This is a genomic window from uncultured Altibacter sp. (genome assembly GCF_963972995.1).
Classification (GTDB): domain Bacteria; phylum Bacteroidota; class Bacteroidia; order Flavobacteriales; family Flavobacteriaceae; genus Altibacter.
In genome coordinates, this window is record NZ_CAXAXI010000004.1 from 46,273 (window position 1) to 71,610 (window position 25,338).

The following is a 25,338-nucleotide window of genomic DNA, read 5'->3' on the forward strand; positions in this document are numbered from 1 at the left end:
AAAAATTGATACTAAACACTTTGATTGGTCTTTTAAAATTGAATGTAGAATTCTTAAAATAGTATAGCTTACGAAAATGAAAACACTTTATATGGTCCGGCACGCAAAGTCGTCCTGGAAATACGATGTAATAGATCACCAGCGTCCTTTAAAAGGACGAGGCAAACGTGATGGTGAACTGGTATCTAACACCTTGAAAGGGCAAGTGGATCCTCCACAAAAGATCATAACCAGTGATGCCAACAGAGCCTTATCAACAGCTCATTACTTTAAAGCGGCGTTTAACATTCCCGATGCTAAATTCGTGACCAATCATAGTCTGTACGATTTTAGCGGACAAAATGTAATGAACATCATTAAAAGTTTAGACAACTCGCTGGACCGAGTGATGATCGTAGGGCACAATCATGCATTCACATCGGTTGCGAATATGCTTGGAAATAAATATATTGACAATGTTCCTACCTGTGGTTTTGTCATGATACAATTTGAGGAAAACTCTTGGAACGATATAACCACCGGAAAAACCATACAGACACTTTTCCCTAGAGACCTTAAATAATGGCGGTAGAGCTTATTAAAAATAGCATTACAGAGAATACCTACTTCAATCGAGAATTGAGTTGGCTTCAATTTAATGCGCGTGTGCTTCAAGAAGCGGGTGACAAGACTGTCCCTTTATTAGAGCGGCTTCGGTTCTTGGGAATATTTTCAAACAATTTAGATGAATTCTTCAAGGTAAGGTACGCAACCATAAAACGTATTGTGGATGCCGGTAAAGGAGGGAGAAGTGCGTTGGGAGGTATTTCAGCTAAAGAATTACTGGAAGAGATCACACAAACCGTAATCGATCAACAGGCTACCAGCCTTCGTATCTTAAGCAAAATTAGACGAGAACTTCAAAAAGAGAATATCTTCATTATCAATGAAACCGAAGTTACCGCAAAGCAAGGGGCTTTTATTTCCGATTATTTTATTCGGAAGGTGAGTCCTGCCTTAGTAACGATCATGATTGGAGAACTGGAAAAGTTCCCGTCACTGAAAGATAGTGCGGCTTACCTGGCGGTAAAAATGGTGATGTCTAAGGACGACCATACCTTTGAGTCCAAAAACAATTATGCGCTTATCGAGATCCCAAAGGTTATCGAACGATTTGTTGTACTCCCTCCCAACGGCGACAGGCAATATATTATTATTCTGGACGATCTTATTCGTCATTGTCTGCACAACATCTTTAGCATATTCAAGTACGAGAGTATTTCGGCACACATGATCAAGATTACCCGCGATGCCGAATTGGATATTGACAGTGACCTTAGTAAGAGCTTTATCGATAAGATCTCCAAAAGTGTGAAAGACCGAAGTACCGGGGATCCTGTTCGCTTTGTTTACGATAAAAATATTGAACCCACAACACTAAAGTTCTTAATGGATAAAATGGGAATTGACACCACCGATAGTGTGATTCCCGGAGGACGCTACCACAATAGAAGGGATTATATGGATTTTCCCAGCTTGGGCCGTAACGACCTTTTGTATGAGAAAATAACCCCCTTACACATTGCAGGACTAAGTTTACAAGGCAGTTTATTCGATAAGATATCGGAAAAGGATTATATGCTCCATGCGCCCTATCAAACCTTTTCGTATGTGGTGAAGTTCTTGCGTGAGGCTGCTTTAGACCCCCATGTGCGATCCATAAAGATCACCATTTACCGTCTTGCACAGGTGTCTCATATTGCCAGTTCGCTTATCAATGCTGTCAAGAACGGTAAAACGGTTACCGTACAAATAGAATTACAAGCTCGTTTTGATGAAGAAGCCAACATAGGGTATGCAGAACAAATGCAAAGCGAAGGGGTACGTCTTATCTTCGGGGTAAAAGGTCTTAAAGTACATTGTAAAGCGTGTTTGATAGAGCGCGTGGAAAAAGACAAGCTCAAAAGGTATGCCTTTATCAGCACCGGAAATTTCAACGAATCAACCGCACGGCTCTATACCGATTACACGCTATTTACTTCAAACCCGAGTATATGCAAGGAGATCAATAAAGTATTCGATTTTTTTGAGGTGAACTATAAGATTAAGAAATATCGACATCTCATCGTTTCACCACATTATACACGTAATGCACTTTACAATCTTATTGAAACAGAGATAAAGAATAAAAAACTAGGTCTGCCATCGGGAATTAAACTAAAGCTCAACAGCTTATCCGATTATAAAATGATCGACAAGTTATATGACGCAAGTAGGGCAGGAGTTCCTATTCGTTTGATCGTTCGAGGGATCTGTTGTCTAGTTCCCGGGGTTAAGGGAATGAGCGAGAATATTCAGGTGATAAGCATTGTAGATAAATTCTTGGAACATCCGCGTTTGTTCATTTTTGAGAACAATAAGGATCCGAAGGTGTATATTTCTTCTGCAGATTTTATGGGAAGGAATCTCGACAATAGAGTAGAAATCACATGTCCTATCTACGACGAAGGCATTAGAGCCGAACTGTTAGATACTTTTGAGATCTGCTGGAGTGATAATGTCAAGGCCAGAATTATTTCTGCCAAACAAGACAATGCCTACCGAAAACCTAACAATGGTGCCGTTCGCTCGCAGTTCAAATTATATGAATATTACCAAAATAAACTGAAACAATAGATTTGTTACACATTGAAAAATATGGTGCCATTGATATCGGCTCGAATGCTATACGCTTGCTAGTAGCCACGGTCGTTGAAGAAGAAGGTAAAAATACGTTATTTAAAAAAACATCATTAGTGCGAGTGCCCATTCGGTTGGGAGCCGATGTATTCTTAGAAGGAAAGATCTCCGAGGTCAATACACGACGCATGATCGACGCCATGAACGCCTTTCGACTTCTCATGAATACACACAACGTGAAACGTTTCAAAGCCTGTGCCACATCGGCTATGCGAGAAGCTACTAACGGGCAGGAGATTGCGAATCGAATCAAAAAAGAAGCCGGCATTTTTATCAATATTATCGACGGGAATGACGAAGCGGCTATCATTGCCTCTACAGATCTAAAATCCTTGATTCAGAACGACAAAGTTTTCTTATATGTGGATGTAGGCGGTGGAAGTACGGAATTCACCATCTTTGCCGAAGGCCAAACCGTAGCATCCAAATCCTTTAAATTGGGTACGGTGCGATTATTGAACGACATGGTGGAAGACACTATGTGGCAGCAAGTGGAGGAGTGGATTCGATCAAACACCAAACCTTATAAAAAGATTTCTGTGATCGGGTCCGGGGGGAATATCAATAGTATTTATAAGAATAGCGGAAAGAAGATTGGTAAACCTTTAAGCTACTTTTATTTGGCCTCATTCTATGACCTTATTCGTTCCTATTCTTTGGATGAACGCATCACACAAATGGATATGAACCCGGATAGGGCCGACGTAATCGTTCCGGCGACACGTATCTATCTGTCTGCCATGAAATGGGCCGGTGCTAAAAATATCTTCGTTCCAAAGATCGGTTTGTCAGATGGAATTATTAAGAGCTTATACAACGAAAAGATCGCAGAATCCCTAGAGGTGAATTAGGGTAGATCGCAAGATGAGTCAAGTAGACTCAACCATGGATAGTCTCTTTTTTACTAAGGTCCTTCATTAATTGCGCTTCGAACTCCAGTAGTTCTTTCCATTTTTTATCTACTTCGTTTCGGTTGCCGTACTGTCTTGCAAAACCTAAGAACATGGTATAATGATTCGCTTCACTCACCATCAGTTTTCTGTAGAATTCTGCCAGTTCCTTATCTTCCAATGCCTCACTCAACAGCCGAAAACGTTCACAACTTCGTGCTTCAATTAACGCTGCATATAACAATCGATGCACCAATTGTGTGGTCCTGCTGCCTCCTTTTGGAAAAAATTTTGTTATCTGTATTACGTATTCATCCTTGCGATCACGCCCCATGACCCAACCGCGCTCAAGGATCTTGTCGTGAACCATTTTAAAATGGCTTATCTCTTCTTTTACCAAAGCGACCATTTCCTGTACCAACTCAGTATACTCAGGAAAAGAAACTATAAGAGAAATCGCCGTAGAAGCTGCTTTCTGCTCACAATAGGCATGATCGGTGAGTATCTCTTCAATGTTCTTTTCGACTATATTGACCCAGCGCGGATCTGTTGGTAACTGTAAGCCCAGCATTTGTGTGTTTTTAGGAGGTAGAAGCAATAAACTTTAAATTTACGAATTAAGGTTTTAATCTCTAAATATCAAGATCGAACTCTTTTCGCAAGGTTTCTATTAGAGGGTTTTTTTCTCGTAGTTTTTCAAATTTTTCACGGGTTGTATACGCATAGCGCTTTTCGATGGTTTCATTCACTTCTATGGAGAGGTCGACGTCGTAATTTTGCAGCTTTTCACGCAGAAACCCGAGCAATTCATACTTGGCTCTTTCAACTTCGACCTTGATGGTGGAATTTGGGAATTCCAAATGAATAAGCGATCCCTCTAATTTTGGAACACCCATGGTTAAATGCGAAAGTAGATTATATTTACCGGCTTGTTCTACGGCGTCCGTATATTCCTTCCAAGCTGCGATCATTTGGTCTTCATTGAAGTCATTGGAAGGCAAATTCTCTTCGTCCGGCTGGTTGGCCATACGTTCTTTCTTGATCGCTTGCTTCTTTTGAATACTTTTTAAGGATAAAGCCGATACCTTCTTCGCATTTCGTTCTGCGAGTATCTGGGGTCGTTCTATAACTCGTTCTTTGTTCTCTTCTGAAGGTCTTATCTCGACAGAGGCTTCGGTCGTATTTGAAACATGCAATTCTGAAGGTGCTTCAGTGACCGGAACAGCTTCCTTAGAAATGGCATCGGTATCTTTTTGTGAAACGGTCTCCGCTTCCGAAGGCATCTTCTTTGCTGAAAAAGCAGATGGCGGTATTACGAAACGCGCTATCTTTTTATTTCCGAAGGAATTAGGATTTTTTTTTTCGCCCCTGGCCGTTAAAGAAGCTAGTTGCAACAAACAAAGTTCTACCAACAATCGCTGGTTTCTGCTGCTTTTGTACTTTAGATCGCAGTCATTGGCAAGTTCTATGGCGTCGATCAAGAAATCATGAGGTGTCTTTTGCGATTGTTCAAAGTACATGGTTTTTACTTGCTCGCCCACCTCCAGTAGTTGGATGGTCGCTTGGTTTTGGCACACCAATAAGTCCCTGAAGTGAGATGCCAGGCCGGTTATAAAGTGATGACCGTCGAAACCTTGTGCGAGAATGGTATCGTAGGCTACCAGAACCTCCGGTATGTTATTTTGGAGCAGGAGGTCGGTAATTGCAAAATAATACGTGTAATCGAGCACGTTCAAATTCTCGGTAACAGCTTGTCGTGTCAGGTCTTGCCCTGAAAAGCTTACCACGCGATCGAAAATAGACAGTGCATCCCTCAGGGCACCATCGGCCTTTTGAGCAATAATATGAAGGGCATCGTCTTCTGCATTTATATTTTCTAACTTGGCCACATCAGCGAGATGACCTTTGATATCCTGAACGGTGATGCGTTTGAAATCAAAGATCTGACAACGCGATAGGATGGTGGGTATGATCTTGTGTTTTTCGGTGGTTGCCAAGATAAAAATGGCGTGTTTTGGAGGTTCTTCCAACGTCTTTAAAAAAGCATTAAAAGCTGCAGAGGAAAGCATGTGTACCTCGTCGATAATATACACCTTGTACGTTCCTATCTGCGGTGGGATGCGTACTTGGTCAATTAGGTTTCTAATATCGTCTACAGAGTTATTGGAGGCGGCATCAAGTTCAAAGATGTTAAAAGCAAAATCCTCATCTGCCTTTTGAGTACCGTCTTGGTTGATCTGTTTTGCCAGTATTCGTGCACAGGTGGTTTTTCCAACACCACGCGGACCTGTAAACAAAAGTGCTTGTGCTAAATGATTGTTCTCTATGGCATTTTGCAGCGTATTTGTAATCGCCTGTTGGCCTACAACGTCTTTAAACGTAGTGGGTCTGTACTTTCGGGCCGATACAATAAAATGTTCCATAAGCGAAAAACAAATATAAAGATGTAGGCGTAGTTTTTAAAAATTAGGGCTCGCTATTTTACGGTATTTATTAACATTAAAGTACTTTTGCAACAGCAGACCGCCTTATCGCTCCATACCGTTGTATGGGGAGGAAAGTCCGGACACCATAGGGAAGCATAGCGGCTAACGGCCGTCCTTACGCTTTGGCGTAAGAGGACAAGTGCAACAGAAAGGATGTACAGGTAATGCTGTAGTGAAATCGGGTAAACTCTATGTGGTGAAATGCCACGTAAACCTGCGCCCCGATTCCGATAGCTATCGGGACGGGAAAGGGATCCCACCCAATGCAGGAGGGTAGGCAGCTAGAACGTGCTGGCAACAGTACGTCCAGATAAATGATAAGGGTTGCGCTACGGCGTGATACAGAATCCGGCTTACAGGTCTGCTTTTTTATATAATTCCAACTGTTTTTCGATCCACGCCGTGCATTCTTCCATGGTATAAAATGCCTTATGTGGCCACGCTAAGAACTCTTCGGCAAAAGAAGCCATCTTATATGTAGTTTCAGAATAACACAGTGTAGCAATCCCTACCAACTGAGAATTATATTTTTTTGATTCTGAATAGCAATTAGGGTTGATGGTATAATCGAACTTTCTATTCGATATATAACCAAATGGGCGATTGTAGTAATGCCTGTCGAAGATCTCATGAAATTTATTGATATGCGGCACATCGAACAACACCCCTTCGTGGATGGTTCCTACAAGATAATTATCATATAAATCGAAATCGGCAAAGCCAATATTAATTGAATAACCGGGACCGGAAACCATAAAGCGCAGTATGTATGTTGAATACACTAAATTTAATCTTTTTTTCGACAGCTTTTCAAACCTGGGATAAATTCCTTAAGGCCCGAAAAAAAATGAAAAACAAATTGTGATCAGTCAGATTCAGTATACGCTTCAACAAGCTGCAAAGCCCATTCCTTGCAGGCTTCCATCTCATAAAATGTTTCGAATTTTCCTTTAAAGAAGGTTTTTTCAAAAAGGGCATTCTTATAAGAAGCCTCCGAATAGCAAACTACGCCTATGCCTAAAAGATTTTTAAAGCGAGAGTCCTTAAGTAAATTTGGATTGATAGTATAATCATTCTTCCTGTCGGCAATTGATACGAAGGGACGGCCGGAAAAATAAGTTTCAAACACTTCATAAAATGCTTCTAAATGCTTTTGTTCAAAATCCACACCTTCTTTTATTTGTGATACAATATAATGTTGATGGATTTCAATGGTTGTAAAATCCAATTTAATTATTTTAACAATGGAAGGTTTCATGTGTTTTGTTGAAAAAAACTAAAGACCGAGCCCCCATACTTTCTGGCTTGCGAAAAATTAGGCTGGGACGAAAGGTCCATGTGTTTTGAATGCTCAATAATAAGCATTCCATTTGGTTCTACCCAAGAATTCTTAAAAATGAGCTGTATGATGGCTTCAAACTGATCTTGGGGAAGATCGTATGGCGGATCTGCAAAGATAACATCGAAAGACTTGCCTGAGCCCTCTAAGAATTTATAGACATCACTTTTTACCGGGGTAATGGGAAGTGAAAGCATTTCTGCGGTTTTTTGAATGAACTGGATACAGGCATAGTGTGCATCTACGGCAAGTACACCGGGGACGCCGCGTGATGCAAATTCATAACTTATGTTTCCGGTTCCGGAAAAAAGATCGAGCACCGTAATCTCATCAAAATGGTAGTTGTTGTTCAAAATATTAAAAAGCGACTCCTTGGCGAGGTCGGTGGTAGGGCGCACGGGCAAATTCTTTGGCGCGGTGAGACGTCTTCCTTTATGTATTCCTGAAATGATCCGCATTATAAACTTAAAGTCAGTAAATAGTTATTTTGAGGTCTTTCATCGAGTGTAGCTTGTCCCTTTGCGGAATTGGCTGTTGCAACCGTTACATTCCGAATGTACCTATACACTATATGATACAGATCACTTTCTTCTGAAATGCTTCCGACGAAGGTCACGGGAACTGTTTCAGGATTGAGGTTCAGCTGCTCGAAACAGAAAAGGATATAATACACAAAGTCTTCGGGTGTTTTGTACAAATAGCTGTTGCAAAGTTGAAGGGTACCTTCTTTAAGCACTAAAAGATCGAAGTGTGTTTCTGTAACATGAACAAACACTTTGGCGTCGCGCGAATGCTTTTCCGAAGCCAAAAAAGAGCGCAGAAGAACTGTGGTGGCATGATAGTATTGAAAACTGCCAAAACGATCAAAAATATAATTATTGATATTTACATACGGAATATAGACAACAACGGTTCCGGCAGATTCGAGAGTATCGTGTGAGATATAATCGTTCGCCAGTATTTTTGAGTTGAACTTTAAATACTCGCTGGCCTTTGTTTCGTCGAACAACGACAATGGAACAGGAGCATATACGTTTGTAGCATAGAGCAATATTACTTCCGTAGGATGTTCCAATTCCTTATATTCTGAAAAAGATCGTTGCAGTTCGAGTAAAAGTTCTTCGGGAGTGTGCGGACTTGAAAATTTCTTTTCAGTATAGAACATAGGTTCTTTGGTGTCCGGATTTGACACTAAAAAAGAAAGTCCGGTCAAAGCAATTTGAACGGACAGTTTCTTTTGGATGTTAGGATCTATGTTATTGATCTTTTGCAGTATCGTAAATTTTTGGCCAGTTTCCGCTCGTGTTTACTTCGTTCATTGACCCCACCTTAATGTATGCACCATTAACTCCATCCACGGAAACAACTTGCTTTTCTTGTGCCAAAAGGTCTTTGTTTTGATCGGCCAAGATAACGTCTTTTGGTACTCTTGCTTCAAATACAGAGTAGGTAGCATCGTTTTTTTTCAGCTTACCGGCCTGTAGTTCAATTTTTGCATCAACACCTTCTACAGGAATATTCATCATGGTCTTGTAGCGATCGCTACCGCCAAACAATGAATCTTTTACCGGTGTATAGCCAAGAGTATCGATAAGTACCTTTTCAATGAAATATCCTTCGGCAATTCCAAAGGCTTTATTTTTAGCAACATCGGCGAAACTGGTATCGCGACGTTGTACAATGGCAAACTGAGCTGTATCGATAAACCGCACTAAACTATCAAAACTTCCGGTGAAACTCCCTGTGATCTCTTGATGAGCCAATTCCGCATCCCGAATATCCTTCAAATTTTTGATCACTTTGGCATAACGTGCTTCTTTCACTTCGTTAAAAGCAATAGGCTCACTAATGGAAGTATAAAGTTGATATCCCAAAAAAGCGATCACAATCCAAAGTAGTAGTTGAATTACTATTTTCATTATTTTGACAGTTTAATTATGTTGTTTAATAGGTCTATCGCAAATCTACAATTTTTTTTTGTTCGTTAAAGTATAATCCGAAAAAATCATGGCTATCTTTAAGGGCTATTACACGCCTACAACATTCATGGATACTTCGCAGTTTTACAGCCTTTTAAAAAATGATTTTCCTCACGATACGACCGCTAAGCAAGATCTTGCGCTTCAATTGTTAGCCGATTTTACACTTAGCGATAAAAAAAATCAAACATTTTTATTGAAGGGATATGCGGGAACCGGAAAGACTACGCTAGTGGGAACCTTGGTTAAAAACCTATGGAAAGCCAGACGATCTGCCATTTTGCTGGCACCTACCGGGCGCGCTGCCAAAGTAATTAGCAACTATTCTAACAAGGAGGCGTTCACCATTCACAAAAAAATTTATTACCCGAAGAGCCAAAAAGGGGGAGGGGTGTCCTTTACACTTCAGAAGAACAAACACCGAAATGTAATTTTTATAGTTGATGAAGCATCTATGGTTCCCGATATCAATCAGGAATCGAAATTGTTCGAAAACGGATCCCTCTTGGATGACCTTATGGAATATGTCTATAATGGTCAGAATTGTAAATTATTACTTATTGGAGACACGGCACAGTTACCGCCCGTGAAACTCCATATTAGCCCTGCCTTAGATAAACGTACGCTCGAAAGCCACTACAATAAGGAGGTCATTGAGATCGAGATGGACGAGGTCGTTCGTCAGCAAAAGGATAGCGGTATTCTAGTGAATGCTACCCATATTCGAACGCGCATAGAAGATGGGTTATACGAAGCGTTCAAATTTTCTGAATTGCCCTATCCAGAGGTGATACGTCCCTTAGATGGACAAGAACTCATGGAAGCCATACAAGATAGTTACGCAACACTCGGAAATGAAGATACCGTAGTTATCGTGCGTTCCAACAAAAGAGCAAATCTTTACAACCAAAATATCCGGAATCGTATTTTATATCAAGAAGAAGACTTATCGGCCGGAGATTATCTTATGGTGGTGAAGAATAATTATTTTTGGGTGAAGACTGAAAGTGACGCAGGATTCATTGCTAATGGCGATATTATTGAAGTGTTGGAGATCTTCAGCATAAAAGAATTATACGGGTTTCGCTTCGCGGAAGTTAACATCCGAATGGTCGATTATCCTAAAATGGCGCCCTTTGAAACAGTACTTTTATTGGATACGCTTACTTCTGAAGCGCCCTCGCTATCATACGAAGATTCCAACAGACTCTACCAAGAAGTTCAAAAGGATTACGCTTCAGAAAAATCGAATTACAAACGGTTTCTTTCGGTGAAGAACAATACCTATTTTAATGCGCTCCAAGTGAAATTCTCTTATGCTATTACGTGTCACAAATCGCAGGGAGGCCAGTGGAAAACTGTGTTTGTGGAGCAACCGTATTTGCCCAATGGGGTTGATAAAGAATATCTGCGTTGGCTGTACACAGCAGTTACAAGGGCCCAAGAAAAATTGTATCTTATAGGATTCAAAGATGAGTTTTTTGTAGATTAGTGAGTATGGAATGGGTTGATATCTTATTGAGCATTTTTTTAGGAATAGGATTGGCTGCGGCTGTTGGATTTAGAGTATTCCTGCCGTTATTGGTCATGAGCTTGGCCGCACATTATGATGTGATACCACTTAACGAAAGTTGGCAATGGATGGGCAGTCTCACGGCTGTGATCACCTTGGCGGTTGCAACACTTGTTGAAGTAGCCGGATATTACATCCCTTGGTTGGACAATGCGCTAGATACGATTGCAATTCCCTTGGCTGCCATTGCCGGAACAGCAGTAATGGTAGCAACAGTTACAAACCTCGACCCGATCATTACTTGGACACTCGCTATTATTGCCGGAGGAGGAACGGCAGCTGCGGTTCAGGGAAATACCACTGCCATTCGGTTGGGTTCCACCGCTACGACGGGAGGACTCGCAAATTCGGTAGTTTCTACGATCGAAGCGGGCACTTCGACCGTACTAGCTATCTTGTCCATTTTTGTTCCCGTGTTGGCCTTTGTGTGTGTTTTATTGATTTTTTTCGGTCTGTATAAGTTTTATAAAAAGCTTCGCAAAAAACGCAACACTACTGGTTAATCTTCTTATTTTTGAAATCAAGACGTTAATACAATTTAGTTTGAAAATAATAGCAATGATCCCGGCTCGTTACGGAGCCTCTCGATTCCCAGGAAAATTAATGCAAGATCTAGGCGGCAAACCTGTGATCGTTAGAACCTACGAAGCTGCAAAAGAGACCAATCTCTTTGATGAAGTATATGTTGTTACCGACAGCGAAATCATCTTCAATGAAATTGAACTCAACGGAGGTAAGGCCATCATGAGCAAGCGCGAACATGAGTGTGGGAGTGACCGAATCGCCGAAGCAGTAGCCGACATGAACGTTGATATCGTGGTTAATGTGCAAGGAGATGAACCCTTCACAAGCAAAAAGGGACTGGAACAGGTTTTAAGTGTCTTTGACGGACCGGATGCCGATAAGATCGATTTGGCCTCACTAATGACAGAAATTCACGACTGGAAAGAGATTAGTGATCCCAACTGTGTAAAGGTGATTGTGGATCAAGATAACTTTGCACTCTATTTTTCCCGTTCACCCATTCCATATCCGCGTGATAAGAACGTGGCCGTACAGTATTACAAACATAAAGGTATCTACGCTTTTCGTAAATCGGCATTGATGGATTTCTACAGACTGCCTATGCGCAGTTTGGAGGCCGCCGAAAAAATAGAATGCATACGATACTTAGAGTATGGAAAAAATATAAAAATGGCTATTTCCAATGCTCAGGGGATCGAGATCGATACCCCCGAAGATCTGATACGAGCCAATAAGGTGTTGAAAGAAGAAAAGAAGGAAACCGTGAATAATAAGTTTCGAAACTTTCCCATGGTTCCCAAGGTGGTTTTCGGGCAGGGTTGTTTTGACCAATTGGGTTCTATTTTAGCACCCCAACGAAAGGACAAAGCGCCTTTTATCTTTTTAGTGGATGATGTTTTTAAACAGAATAAAGATCTATTGGACAGGATAAACCTTCGGTTTAATGATAAGTTGTTGTTCATTTCGGCTGAAGAAGAGCCAAAAACGACGCAGGTGGACCAGATCGTTAAGGATATCAAAGCTGAATTTACCTACAAACCGTCCGGAATCATCGGGATTGGCGGTGGAACGGTATTAGATCTCTCCAAAGCGGTCTCCATCATGTTAACAAATAAGGGCAGTGCTGCAGATTATCAAGGTTGGGACCTAGTAAAGAACAAAGCGGTCTATCATGTGGGAATTCCTACAATATCGGGTACCGGAGCCGAGGTGTCCCGTACAACGGTTCTTACCGGACCCGTTAGAAAACTTGGGATCAACAGTGACTTTACGCCTTTCGATCAAGTGGTTCTGGATCCTGAGCTTACGATTGGGGTACCTAAAAACCAGTGGTTCTACACAGGCATGGATTGCTTTATTCATTGTGTCGAATCCCTTAATGGAACATTCCTCAACGCTTTTAGTCAGAGTTATGGAGAGAAAGCCTACGATTTGTGTAAAGAGATCTTTTTGGATGAGGGACTACCCGATGAAGAATCCAGAGGAAAATTGATGATGGCCTCTTGGCATGGAGGTATGAGCATCGCCTACTCACAAGTAGGGGTGGCACATGCCATGAGTTACGGACTTTCTTATGTTTTGGGTACAAAGCACGGGATTGGGAATTGCATCGTTTTCGATCATTTAGCCGAATTCTACCCCAAAGACGTTGCATTGTTCAAGGAAATGGTGAAGCAACACAACATCGACATCCCAAAAGGACTCTGTAGCAATCTTACCGAAGCACAACTCAATACAATGATCGATATCGCCTTAAGTTTGGTGCCCTTATGGGAGAATGCCTTGGGTGAAAACTGGGAAGTAATAATGACCAGAGATAAGCTGAAGGAACTCTACCTTAAAATGTAGAAAAGCTAAACAAGGGGATGCACCTAACAAAATTTATTTTTTTTAAAGTCATGGGGTGGAGGATTGAAGGCGATTTTGATGCCTCGATCAAAAAAGCTGTTGTGATCGTAGTCCCTCATACGAGTTGGCACGACTTCTTTATAGGCGTCTTTACCCGTCGTATCTTAAAAACCGAAATCAATTTTGTCGCCAAAAAAGAGTTATTCAAATGGCCCTTTGGCTGGTACTTTCGGTGGATGGGAGGCGCACCTCTTGACAGAACTTCCGGTCAAAATAAGGTTGAAGCAATTGCTGAAGTCTTCAGAAAAAAGGAAGAATTCAGACTGGCCCTAGCTCCCGAAGGGACTCGCAAGAAAGTAGCCGCATGGAAAACCGGCTTTTACTACATTGCACAAGCCGCACACGTGCCCATTATTCCCGTCTCATTCGATTATGCCACCAAGACCGTGACAATTAACCCGCCGTTCTATATTTCCGGTGCCATTGAAGAGGACACTCAGTTTCTTCGCATGTATTTCAGAGGTATTGTAGGAAAAGTACCGGAATACTCTTAACACAGTACCTCTTCCTGCCTTCATTGCTTAACACAATGTTAGTTTAATTCTTTGTTAAAGCGTTATTTATAGCTACGAACTAACAAATTGACTATCAATGAGCGCAGGTTAAAATCTCGTTAATCTTAGCGCAGAAAAATACGTATTGATTCATTTTCTAGTTATTTAGTCACAAACCTAAAAAGTAACACTATGAAAATGCACAAAATTTTAACACTACTGCTTTTCGCGGGCTTAATAACAACCGCATGTAGCAGCGACGATGACACAGGAAATGATGATACAACTGCCGATTCGCGCAGAGAATTGTACGCTTCCAATAATTCCAACGGAAACGTAACTAAGTATGATGTAAGCGATCCCGGTGCAGTCACCTCAAAGACCTTCCTAACCTTATCTCTTGACTCGGAAGGTATCCACTATGACGGATCAACGGATGCCGTAACCCAAGCTTCAAGATCATTTTTACGATTAAATTCTTATGCAAATATCTCTGTTGCCGAAGATGGGATCACGATCAATGCCGACATATCAAGTTCGGCCGATCTGGAAAGTCCTAGAGATGTTGCCGTAAACGGTAACTTCTATGTTGTTTCAGACAATGCCGATGTTGACGGTGATCCTAATACAGCCGATGGTCGTTTTTTTATATACGTTAGAGATGCTAACGGATTCACTTTGCGTAATACAGTAACTGTAGATTTTGCAGTATGGGGAATTGAATTTGTAGGTAACGACTTGTTTGTGGTCGTGGACAAGACTTCAGACATTGCCGTATTTACCAATTTTACGGCAACCAATACCACAGATGCCACGGTAGCTGCCAATAAACGTATTACGATTGAAGGCATTACGCGAACCCACGGAATTGCATTTGACGGCTCTACAATGATCCTAACCGATATCGGTGATGCCGCTTTGGATGCAGATGGAGGATTTCATGTGATAACTGATTTTCAAAGCAAATTCAACGCCGTTGCCAATGGTGGCACGATGGCGGTAGCAGGTAATCAAGTACGAGTAGCCGGAAGCAGCACGTTCTTAGGGAATCCTGTAGCAGCAGCGTTCGATCAAGAAACCAATACCGTATTTATTGCGGAACGAGCGAACAGCGGGGGTAGAGTATTGGCTTTTCAGAATATAAATACCGGCGGAAACATTGCACCGACAATGAATGTATTATTGTCCGGAGCGTCTTCACTATCTTTTTATAAAGAGTAAACGCATGCCATGCTCAAAATTAAAAAGCCATCTTTTTAAGATGGCTTTTTTTATTCTTCCGCAGATTCTTCCATGGTGTGATACACGTTTTGGACATCATCGTCCTCCTCTAATTTTTCAAGTAATTTTTCGACGTCTGCCGCTTCGCTTTCTGAAAGTTTCTTAGTGACCTGCGGAATTCGTTCAAATCCGGAACTAAGAATCTCAATATTATTTTCCTCTAAATAGGCCTGTATAGCTCCAAAGCTTTCAAACGGGGCATAGATCAACACACCGTCCTCATCCTCAAAGATTTCCTCCACACCGTGATCGATCAATTCCAATTCCAATTCCTCCAAATCCATACCTTCGCCTTGAATGCGAAAATTGCAAGTATGATCGAACATGAAAACCACCGATCCGGATGTTCCAAGGCTTCCGTCAGATTTATTGAAATAGGAACGAACGTTGGCTACGGTACGCGTATTATTATCGGTAGCGGTTTCAATAAGTACAGCGATACCATGGGGTGCATATCCCTCAAACAATACCTCTTTATAATTACCTTGATTTTTATCGCTGGCACGTTTAATGGCACGTTCAATATTGTCCTTAGGCATATTGACAGCCTTGGCATTTTGAATTACGGCACGCAAACGGGAATTTGCATCGGGGTCGGGTCCACCTTCTTTTACCGCCATCACGATGTCCTTTCCAATACGCGTAAAGGCTTTAGACATTGCGGACCACCGCTTCATTTTACGTGCTTTTCGAAATTCGAACGCTCTTCCCATAGTAACTATTTAGTTGAAAGTTTTGGCAAATTTATAAAATCCGTTAGTCCTTGGGAATATGTTTGGCTAAAAACTTTTCATTGGCTAGATTCAAATTATTAATTATTTGTTGACGGTCCTTATTGAGAGCAGCCATCAACTTATTGTAGTTGCCAATTGCTTTATTGATTTCTTTTACCTTTCGATTATAGCCATCTATCTGTTCCTTGGTACGCTTACGCTCCGGAGTTTTTTCGAGGGTGGTTTTAATGGATTCCACCTCATCGTTGAGCAGTAGAAATGCAACTACTTCAGGGATGCTGGTTTGACTTTCTTCAATAAAAAAATTGAAAGCGGTTTGTGTTGCTTCAACCAAAGAAGGATCGTTTTTATAAAGTGTAGCGTCTTTCAACATTTTTAAACCTTCCGCTGCCACTTGTTGCAAAGCGTTCCCATTTTGCTGAATAGCGCCTACGTCTCCTTTCTCGATAGCTTCCCAAAGATACACATCATTGATATTCACTTTAAAGAATCGCAAGTACATATCATTATAATGCTTGAATACTTCAGAAGAGATAGCCATCTTCTTTCCTAAGTCCGATTCATTCTCAATAATATCGATGTTGTGCTTCGCCGCATACGCATAGAAATGTGTTTCATATTCCTGCTGTGCTTCTGCCATTTTTTTATCGGCAAGTTCGCGTGCTAGTATATAAGCTTCCATTTGATCGTACGACTGTTCTGCGACTGCCTTCATGTCGATGATCTTTTCATAATCCTGTTTCATTAGGCTTTCATTCAATCTTAGATTTTCGAGCACTTGATTCTTATAGGTATCGCCGTCAAATCCTTCGGCGCGCTCAATTTTTGAAATCGCACGTTCGATAGACTTAATTAAGGAATTTCTGGAACCGTCAACACTGCGTTCATTTTTACTGTGTGCAATGGCCTTGGTGTATTTCCACATATTCTTAGTAATGATCTCCTGTTCGCTTGAAATAAACTCTAAGTAATCGAGCGCATTCTTAAATTGTTGTGCATGAAGCAAAGGGGAGAACCCGATAGCTAACAAGGAAATAAAAAGTAGTTTCTGTTTCATATTAATGTGTATTTATTGCTAAAAGGTATTCGCTCAAAATAATATATGCTTCTTCAATCTGTAGGTCTGAAGTGATTTCCTTTAAAATCAATGTATTTGCTTCCTTTTCCTCAGAACTATAAGCAAGCAACTCGTTGGTAGCCGTAGTATTCGAAACTAACATCGAGGCAGTATAATTTTCCAGCTCGTTAGCATAATCTTTCCACAGGTTTAAAGATCCTGTATAATCGTTGTAGACGTTCTCAAGGGTTAATGAATAGGTCGTGTTCTTTTGTATGTAGTTGTTTACGAGCAGTTCATTGAACTTTCGAATGTTTTGAAATCCGGTACTGGCGGTTATCCTCTTGGCACTCCGTTCCTTAATCTGTCCTAAAGCTAAAGGCTCAAGCGCTGTGTGCTTTAGACTCACAGGCACCGAATCTATATCCAGCGCGAATTTTAAATGTTTTTCACCATTTGGAATCCGGTCGTACATATCCGGCAGTTGAATATCGGGAATGACACCTTCCGATTGTAAACTCTTTCCAGTTACACGATAGAATTGATCTACAGTGATCTTACAATACCCTAATGATTTTTCGTTGCTAAGCGGAAGTATGGTTTGAGCACTTGATTTTCCATAGGTTGGTGTTCCCACAATGATCGCTCTGTTGTAATCCTGCATGGCTCCGGCAAAGAATTCGGAAGCAGAAGCACTGAATCCATTCACCAGTAACAATAGAGGTTTAGTGAACAGCATGCCGCGTTTAGCATCCTTTAATGTTGAAGTTTCACCATCCTTATACTTTATAATAGACAATGGGCCTCGGTCCACAAACATTCCGCTTAAATCAGTTGCTTCTTTCATGGAGCCGCCGCCATTAAATCGCAAATCTATAATTAAAGCAGCGATATTTTCCTGTTCCAGTTTATACAGTTCCTTGGCAAGATCATTGGCAAGGCCCAATCCGTCCCACGACTCAAAATCGGTATAGAAACTGGGTATATTGATATAACCAATTTTGGTGTCTGTCCCTAGCACATAACCTAGAACTGTGTTCTCTTCAACTTTGATCGCTGCCTTGCTAAGCGTTACCGTTTTTATGGAACCATCCTGTTTTTTAAGTCTGAATTCAATCGTATGATGCGCTTCATCTTGTGTAAAAGCTTGAATATCTTCGTTTGAAACACATACAAGCTCCATAGTATCTTTACCGGACTTCAAGGCTTTAATAATGTCCCCCTCTTCAAAATCCTCATGGCGATGGGCGCTGCTTCCGGGCGTAATGTATTCGATAACGATCTCACCACTGTCGTTCTTGGATGTCATAAAACCGAAAGAAAGCGAGTTCTTAGATAAAGCCGATTCGAATACACTCTTTTCGGTGTCATTGAAAAAAAGGGTATTGGGGTCCATATAACTGGCATAAGCATTTAAAAATGCCTCATGTACAAAACGTTCAATACCCCCGTTTTGATGAAGCAACTCATCCAAAATACAGACTTCGCTTTGGATTACCAAGGGTTTTGCTAATGCCTCCCGTTTCTTAAAGTTTTGTTGTATGGAAGCAACACTTGAATCTTCTTCAATAAGGCGCATGAGAACCCCGTAACGCACCTTCTTGTTCCAATACTTGGCCATCTCAGCCTCGGTCGTCACATACTTAAATGTATTCCCGGGTGTAAACACAAGCGTATCTGTACCACTATAATCAAGAACTTGGTCCTTTAACGACAGCAGACTGTGCTTTGCAAATTCAATACGTTCTGTTAACTTTTGGCTGTATTTTGAAATAAAACCACAGCTACCTGCACGCAGGTAATCGTCAATCTGAAGCATGTCTGTTTCGAAGACAGTGACGTCTTCCGTAGTAAAAAATCGTTTGTTTGGATCTAACTGATCGAGAAATTGATCGTAAATGCCTTTTGAGAGACTGTCATCCAGTGGCTTCGGACGAACATGCTCTTTTTCAATGAGCTGTTTCAATGCTTGTGTCTGTTCGCAGAAAAGGGAAGCATCCTGAGCGAAAATGGTTATAATAGAGAAAAACGCAATACCGAAACAAAAACGTGTGATCATGAATGACTGCCTGATTCGGTTAAAAAAGTACAAAATTTTAGCTTACTAAGTCGTCAATAATCTTAGCCAGTTTAAAATCTTTTTCGGTCACACCGCCTGCATCGTGCGTAGAGAGACTGATGTTCAATGTGTTGTAGGTATTAGACCAATCCGGATGATGCTGCATTTTTTCGGCTTCAAAAGCAATACGGGTCATCACCGAAAAGGCATCTTTAAAATCGCGAAACTCAATGGTGGTATGGATTGCATTCTCGCTGTAATCCCAACCTTCAAACTGCTCCAATTTATCATTAATTTCTTTTTCGCTCAATGCTTTCATAATACATTAATATTTTAGGGTACTTATCTCTTCTTTAAGCGTACTGTCTTCAATAACCTCTGCTACCGTAATACGATATTGCTTAGGTAATATGTTCTCCTTCGGAAGAATAGCAAGGTAGCTTTCCTCATTTCTGCTGAAGACACGCTTAAAGATAGGCAATTTATTGCTTAATTTGTCGGTAAGTTCCCGAAACAAATCTTCATGGTGCACCATATCATTGCTAGCCAAATGAAAGATACCTGTGCGTCTTTGATTAATGATGTAGTGAATTTGTTGGGCGATCTTATTGGCAGTTGTAACCGTTATTATAAGGTTAGGAAAGACTTCGAAAGAAGCGTGATGCTTGATGGTTTGCTTTAGCTGAAAAATAGCAGGGGAGTTCACGCCCAACACGGTTGGCAGTCTCAGGATTGCATAGGTCTCAATGGGCAATTCCCGGATGATCTTTTCTATGGAAAGTTTGTGTTTCCCATAATCACTTTCGGCTATGGGAAGATCTTTCTCGTACGAAGGATATGTAAACTTTCCGTCAAATACGGCGGCAGAAGATAAAAATAACAACCGCGTTCCTTCATTGGTCAGAACATAATTCGCCAAGGTTTGGTGCATGGTTCTTTGAGACGCAAAATCTCCTTTAATCGAAGAAATGATTACACAGGGGCGTACTTCAGCAAGGACCTCTAAAATGGTGTGTTTGGTGACGTCAAATCGATAGAATACCTTGTTGTCTTTAAGATCCTCATTATCTCTGCAATATGTGCCATAGACATCAAAATAGGACTGAAGTTCCTTATAGAGCGCATGACCAATAAAACCGCTGGCGCCGATGATAAGAATTCTATTTTGAGGAATTTGTTTCATGTACTTACTTCGGAAAATGACGTTCTAAAAAATAGACGCGCCGGTTTTTGTGGTGAATCTTTCAAGTGCCTGCATGCCAAGATAGGAATTTCCTTTTGGGTTCAAGCCGGGTGCCCACGTTGCCAGAATATATTCATTGGGCAGTAACGCGACAATACCACCGCCTACACCACTTTTTCCAGGCAATCCCACCTCGAAAGCAAATTCTCCTGCTTCGTCGTAGAATCCACAGGTGAGCATGATCGCATTGATACGCTTTACTTGTGTTAATGTAAGATGCGGAACATTGCGCATACATTTTCCGCGATTGGCAAATAAATAGAAGGCGTTGGATAATTGTTCGCAGTTCATCTCCAGCGCACATTGATGGAAATAGAAATCAAGCACTTCGTCCACGGGATTGTTTAAATTGCCAAAGGATTTTAGCAAGTAAGCCGTGGCATAGTTCTTAAATCCGGTCGCTTTTTCGGAAGCAGCAACCCGTTCATTATAAATAATAGTCTCATCATTTGCCAACCCGCGAACATAGGTCAAAAAGTCTTTTTTAGGATCAGATAATTCAGAGATTAGGATATCGGCAACAACAATAGCCCCGGCATTGATCAACGGATTTCTGGGAATTCCTTCTTCCATCTCCAATAGCGACAAGTGATTGAAGGGATCACCGGAGGGCTCTACATCCATTCTGTTCCATATGGAAGTTCCTACCTCTGATAATGCTTTGGCCAAGGAGAGTACCTTCGAAATACTTTGAACAGAGAAGCGCGTGTCCCAGTCTCCTACACAATAATTATCACCCTTGATCCGATTTAGATATATTCCGAAGTTATCTTGGGAAACAGAAGCCAACTCAGGAATGTAAGAAGCCACTTTTCCCGTATCCTCAATACCCAAGAGTTCTGTGTGAATGTCTTCTAATACCTGTTGATAATCGATCATATTAACCTTTGTAGAACGGTAACTTTACCACGGTAGCCGGCACCGTATTCTTTCGAATTTGAATAAGGATCTCAGTTCCGGGTGCGCTAAGTTCGGTAGGAACATAGCCCATACCGATTCCTTGGTTTAGTGAAGGTGCCATCGTTCCGCTGGTCACATTTCCGATGACTCTCCCGTCTTTTGAAACAATTTCGTACCCTTGTCTTGGAATGCCGCGTTCGTTAAGTTGAAACCCAATCAGTTTTCTTTTTACTCCTTCTTCTTTTTGTTGCTTTAAAGCTTCAGAGTTCACAAAGTCTTTCGTAAACTTTGTAATCCAACCCAAGCCCGCTTCGATAGGAGAGGTGGTATCATCAATATCATTTCCGTAGAGACAATAACCCATTTCCAACCGCAAGGTGTCACGTGCTGCCAAACCAATGGGTTTTATCCCAAATTTAGCACCGGCTTCCATTACTTTGTCCCACACTTGCGCAACTTCGCTGTTCTTACAATAGATCTCGAAACCGCCGCTTCCGGTATATCCGGTCGCACTAATTATAACATGTTCAATTCCGGCAAAGTCTGCCACTTTGAACGTATAGAATTTAATTTCTGAAAGATCCACACTGGTTAAGGACTGCATCGCTTCAACCGCCTTTGGACCTTGAATGGCCAACAAGGAAAAATCTTCTGAAAGATTTCGCATTTCGGCTCCCATGGTATTGTGCTTTGATATCCAATCCCAATCTTTATCGATATTGGATGCATTCACGACCAATAACCATTTTTCAGCATCAAGGCGGTATACGATAAGGTCGTCTACTATTCCACCTGAGGCATTAGGTAAGCAGCTGTACTGCGCTTGACCATCCACCAATTTAGAAGCATCGTTACTGGTAACATGTTGAATGAGTTCTAAGGCTTTGGGACCGGTGATCAAAAATTCTCCCATGTGAGAAACATCAAAGACACCTACACCCTTACGAACCGTTTCATGTTCTGCCACCACTCCCTCGTAGGAAACGGGCATATTGTAACCGGCAAAGGGTACCATCTTGGCACCTAATTGTTCGTGAACTTGAGAAAGAGCAGTCTGCTTCATGTGTGAAAATTTTTCGCAAATGTAACGTTATCTGTAAAAGGTAACGAAAGATTTGCTTGATTGTTTTCAACAGGGGTAGTAACTTGCAGATTACAATAACAACTGCTAGTTAAGCGTAAAGAAGGAACGTAGCAATGAAAATATTTTCATCAGAACAATTATATCATGCCGATAAGATAACCACCGAGAAAGAGGGGATCACTTCCGTAGATCTCATGGAACGGGCAGGAACACAGATCTTTAATTGGTTGCACCAGCGCATGCAAGGAGCTCAGGTTCCCATACATATCTTTTGCGGTATTGGTAATAACGGTGGTGACGGTCTGGTGGTAGGGCGGTTACTCATTGAGCACGGTTACAATGTCAATCTGTACGTGGTCAACTGCAGCGACAAACGTTCCAAGGAATTTTTAATAAACTACGATCGTGTAAAGAATGTGACCAAAAATTGGCCTAAATTAATGAAATCTGAAGACGATTTTCCTGCCATCGCTCCGCAGGATATTATTATCGATGCCATTTTTGGGATAGGTTTAAACCGATGTCCCGATGGTTGGGTAAAAAAACTCATACAATACCTTAACGCCAACAAAGCATTTAAGCTGTCTATAGACATCCCCAGTGGATTATTTGCTGAAAAGCCTGTGAGTGATCCCGATGCTGTCTTAAAGGCGAATCACACGCTTACATTTCAAGTGCCCAAATTATCCTTTTTTCTTCCTGATACCGGAATCTATGTTCCTTTTTATGAAGCCATAGATATTGGTTTGGATGCAGAATTTTTGAGTAGTGCTGAACCCTTGGCCCAGCTTATTGGAAAACAGGAAGCGCAATTATTTTATAAACAACGACAAAAATACGATCACAAAGGAACGTACGGTCATGCACTCGTTGTGGCAGGCAGCTACGGCAAGATGGGAGCTGCCGTTCTGGCTACTAAAGCCGCGTTACGTACCGGTGCAGGAATGGCAACCACATTTACGGCGAAATGCGGATATAGCATTCTACAAACAGCCATTCCCGAGGCCATGGTACTTACAGACGAACATGAAGAGTTCCTTACTGCGATCGATTATAACTTTCAACCATCGGCTATTGGGATAGGGATGGGAATTGGTGTTCAGGAAGAAACTGTATCAGCTTTCAAAACGTTTCTAATGAAGACCGAAGTGCCTGTACTCCTCGATGCAGATGCGCTTAATATTCTGTCCTCTCACAAGGAGATCCTTGATCATATTCCAAAGCATTCGATCTTGACGCCGCATCCCGGAGAGCTTGAGCGATTAATAGGATCGTGGAGTTCAGATTATGACAAACTGGACAAGGCGAAAGCTTTCGCAAAAGAATATGACCTTGTCTTGCTTATAAAAGGGGCAAACTCCATTGTAGTTTTTGAGGAAAAATTATATATCAATACAACGGGAAATCCGGGTATGGCAACCGCCGGCAGCGGTGATGTCCTTTCCGGTATGATCACTGGTCTACTATCACAAGGTTATGATCCATTATTAGCCACAGTATTTGCGGTCTACTTGCACGGGAGTGCCGGAAACATAGCTTCACAAGAGCTGGGTTATGAAGCAGTGATTGCCGGAGATATCATTGAAAAAATAGGTAATGCCTATCTGTCTCTTTTTGAACAAGAACCTCCCGAAACAGAACAGGCATAATCTAAATGTTTATAATAGTTCCTGTAACATTTCCCGAAGCTTAGGGTCTGAAGGACGCGGTGCATCTGCCGATACTATCTTTCCTTGGGGGTCGATCAAAATAAATCGCGGTATACCGAGGATACCGTAATTCTCTACGAAATCTGACTTCCAATTATTGTCGGCCATTAACTGAATGCCTCCCAAATCCTTTTCGGTGACCATGGCCTTCCAAGTATCATAATCTTTTTTCTCATCGATGGAAATACTTACAAAAGCCACATTCTCATCTTGAAAATCTTCCTCTACAGCTTTTAAAGCCGGGATCTCTCGTATACAGGGACCGCACCAGGTTGCCCAAACATCGATATACACATATCGTCCCTCCAAATCAGACAGACTCGTAGTACCGCCCTTATGATTCTCATACGTAAAGGTTGGGGAGTCGTTACCGGGTAGCAAGGGGCGTAATTTGTTGTACCGTGCCGTCAACTTTTCCAAATTCTCAGGATCGGGGGAACTACTCTTATAGATTTGATAAACGTCATCTAAAGATACATCCGGACGCATACCAAACTCTAGGAAACCGTATAATAATTGATCTTTTGCATATCCATCGGGTAACGATTCATCTACTTTGGTTAAATAGGCCATTGTAGGATCAAAATCGGGATCATCATTATCAGATTCATTGATGAGTCTGTTAAAGTGCGTATCAAGCATGCGTTGATAGGCAATGGATTGACGAAAGGCCGTTGTATCTGCATAATCGATATCTTTCATGGGTTCATAGTAGCGATCTGATACTTTGAAAGTTCTATCCCCGGTAAAATAGCGGTGGTATTCTTGAAAATTCTCTAAGTTCATGATATGTTCGTAATCCAGTTCCTTGGCCTCTAGCGCTTTAAACGCTTCTGAAAGACCTTCGGTGTTGTTTAAAAGATCTTCGTACCGAGAATGGATGCTGTTTGCTTCGGCAACAAAATCCTTTTCTGACATGGCAAATACTTCCTGATACGGCTTCTCTTTTTCTGAAAGCAAGTATTTTTCAGCTAAATAATTATTTTCGGCTGCAAGATCCCCGGAGTATGAAATGCTCTCATCAAATTGCGTTATATCAACGGAAAAAGTAAGTGTTTTTCCCTTTTCGAGATAGGTAAGTGTTCGTTCCCGTCCAATATAAAGTTCGTAAAAACCGTTGGTATCCAAATAGAGTGTATCGCTCAATGTACCGTTGGCTGAAATGGGAATTTCTTCCTTCAAATCGTATCCCCGAATCATGGCGGAACTTTCTTCAGAATTTTCAACAGTACCGGAAAGGAGCACATAATCAATGTTTTTATCGTCTTTCTTACATGAAATTATTGTGAGTGCAACGACAAGGAATACTAATTTTTTCATAGGTGTTTACAGTTTGTACATTTATAGCTTCAGAAGGCA

The 25,338-nt window shown here is 41.3% G+C and carries 23 protein-coding genes, 1 other RNA gene and 1 pseudogene; 11 read left to right on the forward strand and 14 right to left on the reverse strand.

Features of this window, described 5'->3' with window-relative positions; all coding sequences use genetic code 11:
* The first annotated feature begins 76 nt into the window (after positions 1-76).
* Genes AACZ11_RS02730 through AACZ11_RS02740 form a run of 3 tightly spaced genes read left to right on the forward strand, consistent with a single transcriptional unit; the run spans position 77 to position 3,569 of the window.
* The gene (locus tag AACZ11_RS02730) at positions 77-562 is read left to right on the forward strand and encodes a histidine phosphatase family protein (RefSeq protein ID WP_290629190.1); all 486 of its coding nucleotides are present in this window, start codon (positions 77-79) and stop codon (positions 560-562) included.
* Complete coding sequence (gene ppk1, locus AACZ11_RS02735; RefSeq protein ID WP_290629187.1) at positions 562-2,655, forward strand: polyphosphate kinase 1; 2,094 nt, start codon at positions 562-564, stop codon at positions 2,653-2,655. The genes AACZ11_RS02730 and ppk1 overlap by 1 nt, the downstream gene beginning before the upstream one ends.
* 2 nt (positions 2,656-2,657) lie before the next feature.
* Positions 2,658-3,569, forward strand: a complete 912-nt coding sequence (locus tag AACZ11_RS02740; protein WP_290629185.1) for an ethanolamine ammonia-lyase reactivating factor EutA — start codon at positions 2,658-2,660, stop codon at positions 3,567-3,569.
* Between the two features lie 28 nt (positions 3,570-3,597).
* Here AACZ11_RS02740 and AACZ11_RS02745 read toward each other — a convergent pair whose 3' ends face one another.
* A complete protein-coding gene (locus AACZ11_RS02745; protein ID WP_290629183.1) occupies positions 3,598-4,179 on the reverse strand; it encodes a tRNA-(ms[2]io[6]A)-hydroxylase in 582 nt (193 codons plus the stop codon).
* A gap of 61 nt (positions 4,180-4,240) precedes the next feature.
* Positions 4,241-6,031 (reverse strand): DNA polymerase III subunit gamma/tau, encoded by a 1,791-nt coding sequence (locus AACZ11_RS02750; protein ID WP_290629181.1) that lies wholly within the window; start codon positions 6,029-6,031, stop codon positions 4,241-4,243.
* 92 nt (positions 6,032-6,123) lie between these two features.
* On the opposite strand from AACZ11_RS02750, the gene rnpB reads away from it, so the two are divergent.
* An RNA gene (gene rnpB / locus AACZ11_RS02755) (RNase P RNA component class A) lies at positions 6,124-6,466 on the forward strand.
* 493 nt (positions 6,467-6,959) lie between these two features.
* Here rnpB and AACZ11_RS02760 read toward each other — a convergent pair.
* Genes AACZ11_RS02760 through AACZ11_RS02775 form a run of 4 tightly spaced genes read right to left on the reverse strand, consistent with a single transcriptional unit; the run spans position 6,960 to position 9,352 of the window.
* Positions 6,960-7,322: a hypothetical protein gene (locus AACZ11_RS02760; RefSeq protein WP_290629179.1), complete on the reverse strand. Its 363-nt coding sequence runs from the start codon at positions 7,320-7,322 to the stop codon at positions 6,960-6,962.
* 26 nt (positions 7,323-7,348) lie between these two features.
* Positions 7,349-7,891 carry a 16S rRNA (guanine(966)-N(2))-methyltransferase RsmD gene (gene rsmD, locus AACZ11_RS02765; protein WP_290629177.1) on the reverse strand — a complete coding sequence of 181 codons (543 nt, stop codon included), beginning with the start codon at positions 7,889-7,891 and terminating at the stop codon, positions 7,349-7,351.
* Positions 7,891-8,646 carry a DUF3822 family protein gene (locus AACZ11_RS02770; protein ID WP_339831390.1) on the reverse strand — a complete coding sequence of 252 codons (756 nt, stop codon included), beginning with the start codon at positions 8,644-8,646 and terminating at the stop codon, positions 7,891-7,893. Before AACZ11_RS02770 ends, rsmD begins: the two co-directional genes overlap by 1 nt.
* Before the next feature lie 43 nt (positions 8,647-8,689).
* Positions 8,690-9,352 carry a hypothetical protein gene (locus AACZ11_RS02775; protein ID WP_290629175.1) on the reverse strand — a complete coding sequence of 221 codons (663 nt, stop codon included), beginning with the start codon at positions 9,350-9,352 and terminating at the stop codon, positions 8,690-8,692.
* A 127-nt stretch (positions 9,353-9,479) separates the two neighbouring features.
* Here AACZ11_RS02775 and AACZ11_RS02780 point away from each other — a divergent pair, with 127 nt between their 5' ends.
* The 6 genes and pseudogenes from AACZ11_RS02780 (at position 9,480) to AACZ11_RS02805 (ending at position 15,133) form a co-directional block, all read left to right on the forward strand.
* Positions 9,480-10,904, forward strand: coding sequence for an ATP-binding domain-containing protein (locus AACZ11_RS02780; protein ID WP_339831420.1), 1,425 nt, complete (start codon positions 9,480-9,482; stop codon positions 10,902-10,904).
* A 5-nt stretch (positions 10,905-10,909) separates the two neighbouring features.
* Positions 10,910-11,488: a DUF4126 domain-containing protein gene (locus AACZ11_RS02785; protein WP_290629223.1), complete on the forward strand. Its 579-nt coding sequence runs from the start codon at positions 10,910-10,912 to the stop codon at positions 11,486-11,488.
* Between the two features lie 55 nt (positions 11,489-11,543).
* Positions 11,544-12,254: pseudogene (kdsB, locus tag AACZ11_RS02790) on the forward strand (3-deoxy-manno-octulosonate cytidylyltransferase); the annotation flags it as partial.
* Between the two features lie 45 nt (positions 12,255-12,299).
* Positions 12,300-13,358: an iron-containing alcohol dehydrogenase family protein gene (locus AACZ11_RS02795; RefSeq protein ID WP_290629335.1), complete on the forward strand. Its 1,059-nt coding sequence runs from the start codon at positions 12,300-12,302 to the stop codon at positions 13,356-13,358.
* A 17-nt stretch (positions 13,359-13,375) separates the two neighbouring features.
* Positions 13,376-13,912, forward strand: coding sequence for a 1-acyl-sn-glycerol-3-phosphate acyltransferase (locus AACZ11_RS02800; protein WP_290629226.1), 537 nt, complete (start codon positions 13,376-13,378; stop codon positions 13,910-13,912).
* A 192-nt stretch (positions 13,913-14,104) separates the two neighbouring features.
* Positions 14,105-15,133 (forward strand): hypothetical protein, encoded by a 1,029-nt coding sequence (locus tag AACZ11_RS02805; protein WP_290629227.1) that lies wholly within the window; start codon positions 14,105-14,107, stop codon positions 15,131-15,133.
* A gap of 50 nt (positions 15,134-15,183) precedes the next feature.
* Here the strand turns inward: AACZ11_RS02805 and AACZ11_RS02810 are convergent, their stop codons facing one another.
* From AACZ11_RS02810 to gcvT, 7 genes are read right to left on the reverse strand one after another with little or no spacing between them, the layout of a single operon-like run.
* On the reverse strand, positions 15,184-15,906 hold the full coding sequence (locus AACZ11_RS02810; RefSeq protein ID WP_290629229.1) for a YebC/PmpR family DNA-binding transcriptional regulator: 723 nt from the start codon (positions 15,904-15,906) through the stop codon (positions 15,184-15,186).
* 43 nt (positions 15,907-15,949) lie between these two features.
* A complete protein-coding gene (locus AACZ11_RS02815) occupies positions 15,950-16,984 on the reverse strand; it encodes a hypothetical protein (protein ID WP_290629231.1) in 1,035 nt (344 codons plus the stop codon).
* Position 16,985: 1 nt separating this feature from the next.
* Positions 16,986-19,043 (reverse strand): S41 family peptidase, encoded by a 2,058-nt coding sequence (locus tag AACZ11_RS02820; protein WP_290629233.1) that lies wholly within the window; start codon positions 19,041-19,043, stop codon positions 16,986-16,988.
* A 37-nt stretch (positions 19,044-19,080) separates the two neighbouring features.
* The gene (locus AACZ11_RS02825; RefSeq protein ID WP_290629235.1) at positions 19,081-19,362 is read right to left on the reverse strand and encodes a 4a-hydroxytetrahydrobiopterin dehydratase; all 282 of its coding nucleotides are present in this window, start codon (positions 19,360-19,362) and stop codon (positions 19,081-19,083) included.
* A 6-nt stretch (positions 19,363-19,368) separates the two neighbouring features.
* A complete protein-coding gene (locus AACZ11_RS02830; RefSeq protein WP_290629237.1) occupies positions 19,369-20,226 on the reverse strand; it encodes a sugar nucleotide-binding protein in 858 nt (285 codons plus the stop codon).
* Positions 20,227-20,250: 24 nt separating this feature from the next.
* Positions 20,251-21,165 carry a glutaminase gene (locus tag AACZ11_RS02835; RefSeq protein WP_290629239.1) on the reverse strand — a complete coding sequence of 305 codons (915 nt, stop codon included), beginning with the start codon at positions 21,163-21,165 and terminating at the stop codon, positions 20,251-20,253.
* A 1-nt stretch (position 21,166) separates the two neighbouring features.
* Entirely contained in the window at positions 21,167-22,249 is a 1,083-nt protein-coding gene (gene gcvT / locus AACZ11_RS02840) for a glycine cleavage system aminomethyltransferase GcvT (protein ID WP_290629241.1), read from the reverse strand.
* Positions 22,250-22,383: 134 nt separating this feature from the next.
* On the opposite strand from gcvT, the gene AACZ11_RS02845 reads away from it, so the two are divergent.
* Positions 22,384-23,919, forward strand: coding sequence for an NAD(P)H-hydrate dehydratase (locus AACZ11_RS02845; protein ID WP_290629243.1), 1,536 nt, complete (start codon positions 22,384-22,386; stop codon positions 23,917-23,919).
* A gap of 9 nt (positions 23,920-23,928) precedes the next feature.
* On the opposite strand, the gene AACZ11_RS02850 is transcribed toward AACZ11_RS02845, so the two are convergent.
* Positions 23,929-25,299 carry a TlpA disulfide reductase family protein gene (locus AACZ11_RS02850; RefSeq protein ID WP_290629245.1) on the reverse strand — a complete coding sequence of 457 codons (1,371 nt, stop codon included), beginning with the start codon at positions 25,297-25,299 and terminating at the stop codon, positions 23,929-23,931.
* Positions 25,300-25,338 lie beyond the last annotated feature (39 nt).